General features: G+C 46.3%; 11 protein-coding genes. 2 read left to right on the forward strand and 9 right to left on the reverse strand.

The genetic code is table 11. From position 1 onward, the window contains the following. Positions 1 to 171 precede the first annotated feature (171 nt). On the forward strand, positions 172 to 2,199 hold the full coding sequence (locus MZ182_RS01930; RefSeq protein WP_248068960.1) for an alpha/beta hydrolase family protein: 2,028 nt from the start codon (positions 172 to 174) through the stop codon (positions 2,197 to 2,199). An 82-nt stretch (positions 2,200 to 2,281) separates the two neighbouring features. Here MZ182_RS01930 and MZ182_RS01935 read toward each other — a convergent pair whose 3' ends face one another. The 9 genes from MZ182_RS01935 to hslR form a co-directional block, all read right to left on the reverse strand. Then, a complete protein-coding gene (locus MZ182_RS01935) occupies positions 2,282 to 3,715 on the reverse strand; it encodes a M16 family metallopeptidase (protein ID WP_011787836.1) in 1,434 nt (477 codons plus the stop codon). Continuing rightward, positions 3,712 to 5,043 (reverse strand): M16 family metallopeptidase, encoded by a 1,332-nt coding sequence (locus MZ182_RS01940; RefSeq protein WP_248068956.1) that lies wholly within the window; start codon positions 5,041 to 5,043, stop codon positions 3,712 to 3,714. The genes MZ182_RS01935 and MZ182_RS01940 overlap by 4 nt, the downstream gene beginning before the upstream one ends. Positions 5,044 to 5,180: 137 nt before the next feature. Beyond that, positions 5,181 to 6,578, reverse strand: a complete 1,398-nt coding sequence (locus tag MZ182_RS01945; RefSeq protein WP_248068953.1) for an amidohydrolase — start codon at positions 6,576 to 6,578, stop codon at positions 5,181 to 5,183. A gap of 252 nt (positions 6,579 to 6,830) precedes the next feature. Beyond that, entirely contained in the window at positions 6,831 to 7,718 is an 888-nt protein-coding gene (locus MZ182_RS01950) for a hypothetical protein (protein WP_248068950.1), read from the reverse strand. A gap of 164 nt (positions 7,719 to 7,882) precedes the next feature. Then, on the reverse strand, positions 7,883 to 8,335 hold the full coding sequence (locus MZ182_RS01955; RefSeq protein WP_011790950.1) for a DUF6985 domain-containing protein: 453 nt from the start codon (positions 8,333 to 8,335) through the stop codon (positions 7,883 to 7,885). 11 nt (positions 8,336 to 8,346) lie between these two features. Continuing rightward, positions 8,347 to 8,898 (reverse strand): SMI1/KNR4 family protein, encoded by a 552-nt coding sequence (locus MZ182_RS01960; protein ID WP_011790949.1) that lies wholly within the window; start codon positions 8,896 to 8,898, stop codon positions 8,347 to 8,349. A gap of 200 nt (positions 8,899 to 9,098) precedes the next feature. Next, positions 9,099 to 10,658, reverse strand: a complete 1,560-nt coding sequence (locus tag MZ182_RS01965; protein ID WP_255211617.1) for a phosphoenolpyruvate carboxykinase — start codon at positions 10,656 to 10,658, stop codon at positions 9,099 to 9,101. A 184-nt stretch (positions 10,659 to 10,842) separates the two neighbouring features. Next, positions 10,843 to 11,703 (reverse strand): Hsp33 family molecular chaperone HslO, encoded by an 861-nt coding sequence (gene hslO / locus MZ182_RS01970; protein ID WP_248068947.1) that lies wholly within the window; start codon positions 11,701 to 11,703, stop codon positions 10,843 to 10,845. A 15-nt stretch (positions 11,704 to 11,718) separates the two neighbouring features. After that, on the reverse strand, positions 11,719 to 12,117 hold the full coding sequence (hslR, locus tag MZ182_RS01975) for a ribosome-associated heat shock protein Hsp15 (RefSeq protein ID WP_248068944.1): 399 nt from the start codon (positions 12,115 to 12,117) through the stop codon (positions 11,719 to 11,721). Between the two features lie 252 nt (positions 12,118 to 12,369). On the opposite strand from hslR, the gene gspC reads away from it, so the two are divergent. Further along, on the forward strand, positions 12,370 to 13,296 hold the full coding sequence (gspC, locus tag MZ182_RS01980; RefSeq protein WP_011920112.1) for a type II secretion system protein GspC: 927 nt from the start codon (positions 12,370 to 12,372) through the stop codon (positions 13,294 to 13,296). The last annotated feature ends 18 nt before the right edge of the window (positions 13,297 to 13,314 follow it).

Genomic DNA, 13,314 nt, shown 5'->3' on the forward strand with positions numbered 1-13,314 from the left:
AAAGCACGTTTATTGCTCATCATTACTCAGTTTGCTTTCATGCTGAGTTTCTATACTCTCGGGTTTGTACAACCAAATATAATCATTATAACGATATTTATACCCAAACAATCTGAAGATGCTGGCATGCGTCTCTCCAGATAGCGTAGGTATATATTAAGGAGACTCACAGTGAAGAAGGCAGGAATTTTATTGCTCTGTCTGTTGATGCCATTTGGCTCAGCATTGGCGGAGCAGGGCAAGCCACTCTCGGTGGAGTTGCTTTGGCAACTTAAGCGTATTGGTAGCCCTGTGGTATCCCCCTCTGGTGAACATATTATTGCGCCAGTGACAGAATATGATTTAAAAGAAGATAAAGGTTCGACCCAGTTGTGGCGTTTTGATGGCGAAGGGAAAAATAATCGTGCCATCACAGCGAAGGGGCTAAAGGTTCGTGAGCCAGTGTTTTCACCTGATGGCAAGACATTAGCCTTTGTCAGTGAGCGAAATGAAGACGATGCAGGCCAAATTTATCTGTTGCCTATGGATGGTCCTGGTGAAGCGCAACGCTTAACCGATATTCCTACTGGCGTTAATGGTATTAAGTGGGTTGGCAAGCATCTGTATTTCATCAGCAATATCTTCCCAAATCAAAAATGGGATGAGATGAAAACCCAACTAAAAACCGACAAGGACGATAAGGTATCCGCGCGCCAGTGGAATGCGTTGCCCTATGCCCAGTTTGATCATTGGCTGGATGAACGTCGTCAAGCCCATGTCTTTAGGATCCCCGCTTTGGGCGGCGAAGTTGAAGCCGTCACTCAACCGCTTGGATATGAGTTACCGCGTTCGAGCCAAAGCAGTTCAAGTTATGATATTTCGCCTAATGAACGCTTGATTGCTTTCAGTGCTTATGGCTCAGACAATCGTGTTGATCCTAAACTGGATATTTTCCTCGCCACGATTGGTAGCGGTAAAGCTGAAAATATTACGCCAGAAAATCAAGCCGCAGATGTTAATCCAAACTTTAGTCCTAATGGCAAAACGCTGGCCTTTACCCGCCAAAAAATCCCCGGATTTTATGCCGATACCGCAAGGTTGATGCTACTGGATATTGATAGCCGCAAACTCAATACGCTAACGCCTGAGTGGGATCGTTCAGTCAGCCAATTTAATTGGACACCCGATAGCAAAGGTTTTTATGCCGCTATTGATGATGCTGCGACGAGTCGCATTTATCATATCGATGCCAAAAACGGTAAAGTCAAAGCCATTACAGAGGCGACTGACTTTGGTCAACCTGCCATAGGCAAAGATGGTGAATTGGTTGCCACCAACGAGAGTTTCTTGCACCCAGCGCGCTTGGTCAGCATTAATCCCCGCAATGGCAAGACGGTACGCCTAGAGAGCTTTAATGACGATATTCTTAAAGACGTTGATTTAGGCACTTATGAGTCAGTGACTTACAAGGGATATCAAAATCAAGATATTCAAATGTGGGTACATTATCCACCAGGGTTCGATCGCAGTAAAAAATACCCCCTCTTTATGTTGGTTCACGGCGGGCCACATAACGCCATCTCCGATGGTTTCCATTACCGTTGGAACGCGCAAACCTTCGCCTCTTGGGGATATGTTACTGCGTGGCCAAACTTCCATGGTTCTAGCGGCTTTGGACAAGACTTTGCCGATGCAATTAACCCAGATTGGAAGAATAAATCCCTCGAAGATGTGCTCAAAGCTGCTGACTGGTTTAAACAGCAAAGCTGGATTGATAGCGATCGTATGGTCGCGGGTGGCGCAAGTTACGGTGGATATCTGACCTCGATTATTTTAGGTCAACCACATCCCTTTAAAGCCCTACTGATCCATGCCGCGGTTTATGACATGTATTCACAAATGGCGGCCGACTTTGCGGTGCACAGCACGCGCTTTGGTAATTACTGGGATAATCCTGAGTTATATAAAGCGATTTCGCCACATTATTTTGCGGCTAACTTTAACACTCCAACGTTGGTTAGCCACGGTCAGCTCGACTACCGTGTACCAGTAGGGCAAGGGTTTGAGCTGTTCCGCACCCTGCAAACTCGCAATGTGGAATCGCGGATGATTTACTTCCCCGATGAAAACCATTGGGTGATGAAGCCTAATAACTCTATCTATTGGTATAACCAAGTCAAAGATTGGATGACCCACTACGCCAAGCCGGGTGGACAATAGAATCTAGAACCTAGCACAGAAAAGCAAAAGGTCTGCACTATGCAGACCTTTTCTTTATTGAATCAAACCGAGCAACGATAACTTATTGACCAAATCCTGTGGCGTTAATATCGACAGTTTGCACTTTGCCATATTTAGCTGCAACAGGCGCAATCTTGCTCGCGTTACCAATTAGTACAAATTGTAAGTCCTTCTGTGGGAAGTAAGCTTTCACGAGTCTTTGGGTTTCTTCTAAGGTTAAACCGTCCACCTTAGCTTGGAACTCATTGATAAACTTGTCATCGAAGCCGTACAAATACATGCCAGACAATAACCCAGCCAACTGGCCTGAGGTTTCAAACTTAGGTGGGAACTGCCCCTTCACATAGGCTTTTGCTGAATCTAACGTCGCCTGATCTATACCTTTTTCCCATAAACGTGCATAGGTTTTTAAGGCTAAATCTATCGCTTCTTGAGTCGTCTCTGTCTTAGTGAAAGTGCTGATAGTAAACACGCCTGAGTCGGTATACGGTGTAAAACCTGAGCGTGCACCATAGGTTAAGCCTGCGTTTACCCTTAGCTCATCATTCAGCCAAGAGGTAAAGCGGCCGCCTAAAATCGTGTTTACTACCGTTAAACCCACATAGTCAGGGTTATTACGGCTAATGCCTAAACCGCCGATCAAAAAGGTGGTTTCGATTGCATCGGGTTTATCCACCAACAAAACTTTGGCCTCGGTTAACTGAGGCAAACCTTGGTTTAAATTAGGCTGTACCAGTTTTTCGCTGTCTTTCCATTGGCCGAATGTTTGTGTCAGTTTGGCTTTCATAGCAGTCACATCAAAGTCACCCACAACGGTTATCGCGGTATTGGCAGGCTGATAGTAACTCTTATGGAAAGCGCGTAGCTGCGATACAGTGATTTGCTCTAGCGAATCACTGTTACCTGAAGCCGCATTACCATAGGGATGATCGCCAAATACGAGTTTATCGAAGTAGCGACCAATCACCGCCCGTGGGCTTTCTTTATCTTGCTGCAGCCCGGCAATGGCGCGTTGTTTGAGTTTATCAAATTCGGCCGCATCAAAATCAGGGGTTAATATGGCGGCGCTAAATAGGCCCAGCATGAGGTCAATATCCTTCGCCATAAAGTCAGCACTCAGATAACTGCCTTCTTTATCTGCATCAGCGCCTAAACTGGCACCAAGAAAATCCACTTGCTGCTCGATATCGGCCTTAGATTTACCCGCTGCACCTAACAATAAACCTTCTGCCGTCATTTGTGCCACGCCTGCAGTGGTGTCATTGACGGCACCTGCGCGCACCACGGCATTTAAGGTAATTAAGGGCACTTCGCGCTGGGGCATTAAATACACAGTAAGGCCATTATCTAACACAAACTTATCGTAACTTGGCATGGCAAAGCTGCCAGTATCAACGAGTTTTGGGGCTGATATCGCCGCACAGCCTGCTAAGGCCAAACTTGTTCCTAAAGCTAAAGCCGCCATTAACGTAGAGGGTTTTCCAAATGATTTCATTGATCAGACTCCTCGGATGCTGCCAGCACAGCCACAGTGCGATTCGATTTACGTAAGTAGGTTTGGGCAACACGCTGAATATCTGCTGGTGTCACCTTGTTATAGGCTTTTGGCGCATTAAATAGCTTGTCGTAACTACCAAAATACATCTCATAGGTGCCTATGGTATTGGCCTTGCCATTAATGGTTTCCATTGAGCGATAAAAATCCATCAACTTGATATTTTTAACTTTATCCAATTCTTGCTGGGTAACACCTTGGCTCGCAATGCTATTGATTTGCTCGATCAGCGCGCGCTCTAAGGTTGAGGCATTCACTTCAGGTGTCGCCACGCCCATTACATAGAAGAGGTTAGGATCGACCGACATCGGCATATAGGTTTGCGCTTCTAAGGCCACTTGTTTATCCACCAATGATTGATATAAACGCGAGCTATTACCTTGGCTTAAAATCGAGCTTAATAAGTCCAGCGCATAAAAATCCGCGTGGGTTGCCGCCGGAATATGGTACGCCAACATCACATTTGGTGTGCTAACCGATGCCTTTTGCACAAAGGTGCGACGCTCGCCCTTTTGTTCAGGCTCTACGGTCCGAATCGCTTTAGGCGGCGTTTGTGCCGGAATAGGCGCAAAATACTTGTCTGCCAAGGCTTTTACTTGGGCAAGCTTTACATCACCGGCAATCACGACCACGGCATTGTTCGGCGCATAATAGGTTTTATGGTACTGGACTAAATCTTCCAGCGACCAAGCGGCGATATCCGACTCGTGACCGATCACCGACCAAGAATAAGGGTGGGCTAAAAATGCCACGCCTTTGATTTCGCCTTCAAGGGCATTCCAGTTAGAGTTCTCTAAGCCAGTAGAACGCTCTGACTGCACTACACCACGCTCGCTTTCTACCATTTCGGGATTGATATCTAAGTTAGCGATACGGTCAGCCTCGAGATCGAACATAGTTTCGAGTGCATTGGCGGGGAACCAATCGGTATAAACCGTCATATCTTCAGTGGTATACGCATTGTTCGCGCCACCGGCAGCTTCCATAGTGCGGTCGAACATTTTTGGGCCGTACTTTTTCGAACCGTTGAACATCATGTGTTCGAAAAAGTGCGAAATACCGGTAATGCCGGGCACTTCGTTACGTGAACCTACCTTCCAAAACAAATACATGTTGGCATTGGGAATTGAGGCATCTTCTAGCACCATGATTTTCATGCCGTTATCTAGCGTGAAACTCTTAATGTCTTCTGCCGTGGTGGCCTGTGCTTGGCTTAGGGGATTCAAAAGTCCCATAGCCAACACCAGAGCCGATAGCGTGCGCTTCATCTTGTTCGCTCCTTGCTGTAAAAAATCACATATGAAGGTAAATTGTTTAACAAATCAAGCGCAGCAAGCGTATCCCGCGCCGATTTTTTGTAAGCTCAAGTTATACCGCAGTGCTTACGGAATAATACGTTAGCCACTTATTGGGCTTTGAGCGCCGTTAACGCCACTTTGGTCATGGCTTCAACACCCACTTTTAGCGCACTTTCATCCACATAAAATGCCGGTGAATGATTGCTGGCCGCCGTTTCAGGGTCCGTTCCCTTTGGCGTCACCCCGAGGAAGAAAAACATCCCCGGCGTTTCTAAGGCGTAGTAAGCAAAGTCTTCGGCACCTGTGATTAACCCGGGTTCAATCAGCATCTTATCGCCCACCACGCTCGCCAGCACGGGCCGCATACTGGCGACTAATTCGGGATTGTTGACCACCACAGGATAACCTTGGTGGATCTCAGTGGTCGCAGTCGCCCCTAAGGTTTTCGCCGACAGCTCGGCCATTTGCGCTAAACGCAGTTTAATATCGGCGCGCATAGGTTGGTCGAAGGTACGAATAGTGCCAATCAGCTCGACTTCATCGGGAATAATGTTAGAGCGAATGCCACCATTGACCGCACCAAAACTCACCACCGCCGGCGCTTTAGTGATATCCACCTGACGGCTCACTATGGTTTGCACGTTAGTGATAATTTGCGCCGCAGCGACGATAGGATCAACCCCATTCCAAGGTCGTGAACCGTGGGTTTGGCTGCCTTTCACTTTGATAGTAAAAGAGTCTTCACTCGCCATTGCTGGGCCACTGCGTAGGCCAATCATGCCACTCGGCATGCTCGAGGTGACATGCATACCAAATACTTGCTCGGGTTTGCGCTGAGCAAATAACCCTTCTTTGAGCATCAATTCCGCGCCGCCCTCTTCACCCTCTGGCGCACCTTCTTCGGCGGGTTGGAAGATAAACATCACATCCCCCGCTAGGCTGTCTTTCACTTTCACGAGGTTTTCAGCCACGCCCATCAACATAGCCACATGGGTATCGTGCCCACAGGCATGCATCACCCCCACCTTTTGATCGCGATAAGTGTCAGTCGCCTTAGAGGCAAAAGGCACATCGACCACTTCAGTCACAGGGAGTGCATCCATATCCGCCCGAATCGCAATCAGCGGCCCAGGCTTGCCGCCCTTCAGCTTTCCACCCTTTAAGATTGCCACCACGCCCGTATGCGCCACACCCGTTTGCACTTCTAAACCTAGGGATTTCAGATGTTTTTCAATAATCTTGCTGGTGCGAAACTCACGGTTAGACAACTCAGGGTGTTGATGCAAATCACGGCGCCAGTTGATCACCTTTTGCTCCACACCCGCTGCCAACTTAGCCGCATCCGGCATCGCATGGGTCGCCGCTTGTGCCGAAGTGAAACTCGCCCCCATAAAACTCAAGGCTAAGGCCGAAGCGAGTAAGGTCTTGGAAAAACGGGATTTATTTATTGGAGGCTTAAATTCAAATGATGTTGATGCAGCAAGTGATACAGAGGGTAAAGTCATAGCGATAGCCTATTGTTGTTTTTATAAGCTATCTAAACTACACGGACACTGAGGAATTGTTAATAGATTTAATGATAAAGGTAAATAACACAGCTAAAGAGCCAAATCCTAATGATGTTTCATTAGAGGTCATATTAAGCCGTCATTCCCGCAACCCTTGTGAACGGGAATCCAGCTTTTAGGTAACTGAAGTTTAGTTATTTAGAGAATTGCATAATTTTAAATGGTTAATTGTGTTTGGATTAATCGTAGTTAACTTTGTGTGTCTGTTAATGAATGGATTAGCGTCAGCGTATTTGGGTCAATTGGCAGAACATTTAAGTTTTGCTCAGCTAAGGGATTGAAAGATATATTAATGGACTCGTGACCCGTGGTAAAAAACGCGTGTAATTCATTCTGCCATGGTAGGGGGAAATCAAGGGGAGGTAATGGCGCATTGGTTGTATGGAACCGCCATAAATTGACTAAACCATGGGCATTAACACAGTAACATTTTTCCAGTGGCGAATATTCTTGCTGCGAGCGATTAGACTTGACCATAATGGCGATATTGTCGATAAACGAGCCCATGTCCTGATTGATGATGGCCGCGAGGCTATGCAGCATCGCCATACTGTATTTCGAATCTTTTAGGCTTGTGAGTTTATGTCGTAAATTATCTGTAACGGGTGTGGCACCTAAAATGGCATATACCGCATTGCAGGCCAAGACTGTCACCTTATGACCCGTTAAAAAGGGTGGCACAAATTGCTTTTTATAGGCGGCGATAGTGGGTAAATCATGAATGGCGAGTGCCGCCAGCAGCGGCCAAATATGTAGGCTGTCAGTCCCCGAGTAATCCCCACCTCGCACCAATCTCGTGAAACAACCAAAGCGCCCCGCTAACGTCAGGCTGTTTATAAACTCGCCGAGGTTGTTAAAGGCCACCCGCTGGATTATGGCGAACTGGGTTAATTCATTTTCTATATAGCTGATGCGATGAATTAAGTCATTAGCGGTGAGATCATCACTCTCTTTTAAACCCTGCGCTAGGATAGCGAGTTTGACTGCTTGAGGCTCGGTTAACTGCTCGTCATTTTCTGCCAGTCTCTGCAATACACTGAATGCTTGGTCTCTGTCTTTTTTAGGGTAGTTTTTCATCTTGTATCTCACTTATCGTTGTCACCGTTAAGGTCACTCCTCATTTCGCGATCACGAGCTTACCAGAGCGAACAAAATTTAATCTCGAAACGTCAACACGCCCTAATCAAGTCCATTGGAGAAAGGTTGTTTTAAAACTTCCAACAGCAGGCATAGTTTTAATTTTATGCAATAAGAAAATTAAGCTCTTCATTTTGTAGGCATAAATCGCTATCAATTGAGGAAAGTAACACACCATAGGTATAACCGCAGTTGCCCACAAAAATCACTTGATTACCATTGAGTATCAACACTTCTACGCCATGATCGGTTTCCCAGTTGCAGGTGTAATGATAACGAATTGCCCGAGTCTCCATTGTGCTGGTGTCATCCAATATAATGTACAAAGGCTGGGTATTTGCGGCTATTTCATTGATGGTATTTAAAGAAATCTCTAAGTCACCGCAATAATCTTCAAAGTACTTATGCATTTTGAGCATAGCATTTAGGATTTTATGCTTCGTCTCTTGTGTCATCAAAGAAACGTCTTCGAGCATTTTTATGCGTAACTTATCGTTGCACTGAAGCTCACCTTCAATAATCAGTTCACTAGGTTTGTTGAGTAATGGGTCGTTCATTTTCGTTATCCTTAATCCTCAATTAACTCATCTGGATATAGCGCAATTTGCGCCAAGGATTGTGCAAAAAATTGGCTTAGATCTGGGCAGATAAAGTCCATCATATCGGGGTCATGGGTGTATGCTATCACTTGTCCAATTTGGCCTAATGCCGAGGGCGAATGATCTGCAATCAAGAGTAATGTACCGCCCCCAAATTGGGCAAAGGGCAGCCATCCTTCTTGATACCATCCCGATTGGATTTTGGGATCCCGCACTTCTGGCTCTTGGTAATCAGCGTAGTACTGAGCCTGTTTTTTCATTCGATCACGAAATTTAAGCGATGAGGCTAATGACAAAAAATCATACCGACAAAAGTAATCTTTCCGGGCAAATACTGTGCTCCACTCATTGCCGCCATTGGCATATCCCCAAAGCTCCCTTAACGGGGAGATAAGTGTAAAACCTAATTGTTTTTCGGCTTCATCTAAGGCCGAGTTTGATAAGCCATCATGCAGTTCTAATGTTTGATTTAGGCTGGCGTAGAGAGCACTCAATGCTTGTAGATAGGTCTTAACGTCCATTGTATGTATTCCTCCATCTTGGAATCTGGCCGCAGTGTAAATCCGTTTTCTTTATACCGCTAGCATATGCACTTAGGGAACTTATTTAATCGAATTAATCACATAAATGCCATGGTTTGCGTCAGCCCTATAAAAATGGCACCGATCAATATTGAGTCAGTGCCATTTTTTTACAGGCTTTAAATTAAATGCTTAGGCGTTTATGCTTTTGGGCCTGCGTGTCGGATTGCGTCTGACACTTGATACTTAGCGAAGTTTTTAGTGAAAGCTTCGGCCAGCTTCTGGGCATATTCGGCATATAGCGCTTTATCGCCCCAAGTGTTGATTGGGTTGAGTAAATTGCTGTCTACGCCTGTCACTGCAACAGGAACGGCGAGGTTCAAGGTGTCTAAGTGGATGGTTTCAACATCTTTCAATTCACCGCTGACAATTGCATCGACTATGGCGCGAGTGGTGGGGATGTCAAAACGTTTACCCACACCATGTGGACCGCCAGTCCAGCCAGTGTTGACTAAGTAGACTTGGCTACCGAATGACTCAATGCGTTTCATTAACAGTTCAGCGTACACGCCAGCAGGGCGTGGGAAGAAAGGTGCGCCGAAGCACGTTGAGAAGGTCGATTGAATCGCTGAGGTTGAGCCGATTTCAGTCGAACCCACTTTGGCGGTATAGCCAGATAAGAAGTGGTATGCCGCTTGTTCTTTAGTCAGGATAGAAACCGGTGGCAATACGCCAGATACGTCGCAGGTTAAGAATACGACGGCATGTGGCTCGGCGCCGCAGTTGTCTTCTTTACGTTGGGCGATGTGCTCCAGCGGATAGGCTGCGCGAGTGTTTTCCGTTAGGCTGCTGTCTTTGTAGTTAGGGACGCGGTGTTCGTCCATGACCACGTTTTCAAGCACAGTGCCGAAACGAATCGCATCCCAAATCACGGGCTCATTCTTCTGGCTTAAATCGATACACTTGGCGTAGCAACCGCCTTCGATATTAAATACGCCGCCCGGTGCCCAGCCGTGTTCATCGTCACCGATCAGGAAGCGTTTTGGATCGGCAGATAATGTGGTTTTACCTGTGCCAGATAAACCGAAAAATAGCGTAGTGTCGCCATCTTTACCTACGTTGGCTGAGCAGTGCATTGGGAGCACGCCTTGGGCTGGCAGTAGGAAGTTCTGTACTGAGAACATAGATTTTTTCATTTCGCCAGCGTATTTCAGGCCTGCAAGCAGCACTTTACGTTCGGCGAAGTTTAAAATCACGGCTGCATCTGAGTTAGTGCCATCACGCGCGGGATCGCAAACAAAGTCTGGGGCATTGATGATCTGCCATACTGGTTTGTCTTTACGATTAAATTCTTCAGGAATGATGAATAGATTGCGGGCGAACAGTTGATGCCAAGCGTATTGCGTAGTAACGCGTACTGGTTGGTAATGTTCAGTGTCGGCACCGACTTCGAGATCAGATACAAACAGTTCTTTATCGGCAAGATATGCCTCAACCCGTGCCCATAAACCTTCAAAAGCACCGGGTTCGAAAGCTTGGTTGACAGGGCCCCATTCAATATCGGCCTCTGAACTGGGCTCTTTGACGATAAAACGATCGCCGGGTGAGCGACCGCTGCGAGCGCCAGTTTTTGCAACTAATGCGCCATTGGCTGTCAATTCACCTTCGCCGCGTAGCAGGGCAAATTCGACAAGTTGTGCTGTTGAGGGGTTGTAATGAACGCGGTGTAATCCATCCGCCATAGCGAGGTCTCCATTTATTGTATTTGTAAGGTTATTTTTATGATCGATCGTCTGCCGATTTATTTGCTATTTATCGCCTAGGCCGTGCTAGGGACAAAGTGATGCCGATTGTAGCCTAAGCAGAGTACAAAGTGTGAACTGGATCATGGTGGAATAAAAAATGGGCACCTGACTGTGCCCATTTTTTTAATTAATTTATTGATTATTGAGGTATATTCGAGTTCTGACCATTGGCAAATATTATTGTGATATCTATGCCATCAAACACGTAATTGGCATTGCAATACTCGCAGCCCATTTCAATCTTACCTTCTTCGGCCAGAATGGCTTCAACTTCAGCCTGCTCTAGAGTCTTAATCGCTGCAGCACTTCGCTCACGTGAACAGGTGCATTTAAAGCTAACTTCAATAGGATCGAATAGGCGGACTTCTTCCTGATGATATAAGCGGTGTAATACGTTTTCAGCATCTAAAGTGAATAATTCTTCGGCCTTAATGGTTGAGGTTAACTGGCTTAAATGCTCGAAGTCTTGATGGTGATCTTCTTGGCTTGGCAGAATTTGCAGGAACATACCTGCAGCCTGTTGTCCATTAGCAAATAACCATAATGCTGTTGGTAACTGTTCAGATTGATTGAAGTATTCCTCAACACAGGCGGCCAGCGTGGGCTTGTCTAATGCCACGACACCTTGGTAGCGTTCACCCTCATCCGGTGTTAGGGTGATCACCATATAACCTTGACCAAATAAGTCAGCAAGGCTGGCGTTATCGGTTAATTCGCCATTCCAACGCGCAACACCGCGCAGTTGTTGCAGGTTATTGCCGTTAATCACCGCCAGTGATACGGGGCCATTACCCTGTAACTGCACGCTGATATCACCGCTGAACTTTAAGGTTGCCGTTAACAGTGAGGTCGCCGCCATTAACTCACCGAGTAAAATTTGTAATACAGGCGGGTACGCTTGGGCGTCGAGCACTTGTTGGTAGCTCTCTTGTAATTGCACCAACTCACCACGCACATCGGCATTGTCAAACAGGTAACGGTGTAAAATATCTTGGTTCATTATTGAGTCTCACTATTAGAATTCTTTAAAGCGAATGAGCTGACGTCGTTGCTTTTTATCTGGTTTATGGTCTGGCGCAGGATTATTGAGTATGTTCAATCGCCTGGCTTCTGCGTTTACTGCGCGTTTTGCCACACTGTTAGCTGTTTCTTCGTACAATTCTTGTGCGATTGATGTACTTTGGCGCAATTCGGATAATTTTTTTATCACGATCTCTTTATCGTCATATCCCTGACGTATCTTAAGGACGGCACCTATCTCTGCATTCTTACTAGATTTGGTGCGCGCACCGTTGTAATGTACTTTGCCGCCATTGATCATTTCCTTGGCGATGGCGCGGGTTTTAAAGAAACGTGCGGCCCACAGCCATTTGTCGAGCCGAACGCTGGTATTGTCGCCAAAACTTTGCGTCATAGTGTCTCCAAGGCAAAAGATCGATGAGTTCACATGTTGAACAATAAAATGCGAGAGCTGCATTTCTATTATGTTAAAGGGTGGCGCGCTTCACACCCTTTTTAGGCGGGCAAAGTTAGCATAAATGGGCGATTTTCGCCAATGACAATACTGTTATGGGGTTGTTGCCAAATGCGGCCTAGGTTAGCATGTGGCTGGCATCATCAATTTATATAATCAGAACAGAGACCTGTATCGAGGGTCCACATAAATATGGATTTATTAGATAAAGTTATCGCAAAAGCTGCCAGCATTCCTCATAAGCCCTTAAGTCAGGTTACGTTCTGGTTTGGGTTTATTGTCAGTTTGTTATTAGCGGCACAAATTACTTGGAAGCTCGTACCTACTCGCTCATCACCCAGTGCGTGGTCACCGACGGCCACCACGGTAGGCAGTGGTGCGGGCCAAATCGACCTTACGGGTTTACAGCAACTTGGACTGTTTGGTAAAGCTGACGCTCAGTCCGAAAGACCTAAGGTTGAAGTGGTAGAAGCCATCACCGATGCCCCTAAAACAAGCCTATCTATCCTATTGACGGGGGTGGTTGCTTCAACGGCAGATCAAAAAGGGCTCGCGATTATTGAGTCCAGTGGCATTCAAGAAACCTACAGCCTTGGGGACAAGATTAAAGGCACTTCTGCTTCACTCAAGGAAGTGTATGCCGACCGTATCATCATCACTAACGCGGGGCGTTACGAAACATTAATGCTTGACGGGCTAGTGTATACAAGCCAAAGCGCAGTTAATCAGCAGTTACAGCAAGCCAAAACAAGCAAAGTAGAGCAAACTGTCAGCCGTGTTGATCAACGCCAAAATGCTGAAATCTCCCAAGAACTGGCCGAGTCGCGTAATGAGTTATTAGCCGACCCCAGCAAAATCACCGATTACATTGCCATCTCACCCGTAAGACAAGGGGACGCGGTTGTGGGTTATCGTCTAAATCCCGGTAAAGATGTTAATTTGTTTAGGCAGGCAGGGTTTAAAGCGAATGACTTAGCGAAATCGATAAATGGGTACGACCTGACTGTGATGACTCAGGCGTTAGAAATGATGAGCCAATTACCTGAATTAACTGAAGTTTCCATTATGGTTGAGCGGGAAGGGCAGTTGGTTGAAATCATGTTTAGTTTGCCGCAATAACACGCGTTAGAGGAAAGT

It is taken from the genome of Shewanella sp. JNE2 (assembly GCF_023159115.1).
Taxonomy (GTDB): Bacteria; Pseudomonadota; Gammaproteobacteria; order Enterobacterales; family Shewanellaceae; genus Shewanella; species Shewanella putrefaciens.

Excerpts from the sequence above, each read along its gene's own strand:
- MZ182_RS01950 (WP_248068950.1), bottom strand. The coding sequence starts at position 7,718 with ATGAAAAACTACCCTAAAAAAGACAGAGACCAAGCATTCAGTGTATTG.
- gspC (WP_011920112.1), top strand. The coding sequence starts at position 12,370 with ATGGATTTATTAGATAAAGTTATCGCAAAAGCTGCCAGCATTCCTCAT.
- MZ182_RS01960 (WP_011790949.1), bottom strand. The coding sequence starts at position 8,898 with ATGGACGTTAAGACCTATCTACAAGCATTGAGTGCTCTCTACGCCAGC.
- hslO (WP_248068947.1), bottom strand. The coding sequence starts at position 11,703 with ATGAACCAAGATATTTTACACCGTTACCTGTTTGACAATGCCGATGTG.
- MZ182_RS01940 (WP_248068956.1), bottom strand. The coding sequence starts at position 5,043 with ATGAAGCGCACGCTATCGGCTCTGGTGTTGGCTATGGGACTTTTGAAT.
- MZ182_RS01945 (WP_248068953.1), bottom strand. The coding sequence starts at position 6,578 with ATGACTTTACCCTCTGTATCACTTGCTGCATCAACATCATTTGAATTT.
- hslR (WP_248068944.1), bottom strand. The coding sequence starts at position 12,117 with ATGACGCAAAGTTTTGGCGACAATACCAGCGTTCGGCTCGACAAATGG.
- MZ182_RS01935 (WP_011787836.1), bottom strand. The coding sequence starts at position 3,715 with ATGAAATCATTTGGAAAACCCTCTACGTTAATGGCGGCTTTAGCTTTA.
- MZ182_RS01955 (WP_011790950.1), bottom strand. The coding sequence starts at position 8,335 with ATGAACGACCCATTACTCAACAAACCTAGTGAACTGATTATTGAAGGT.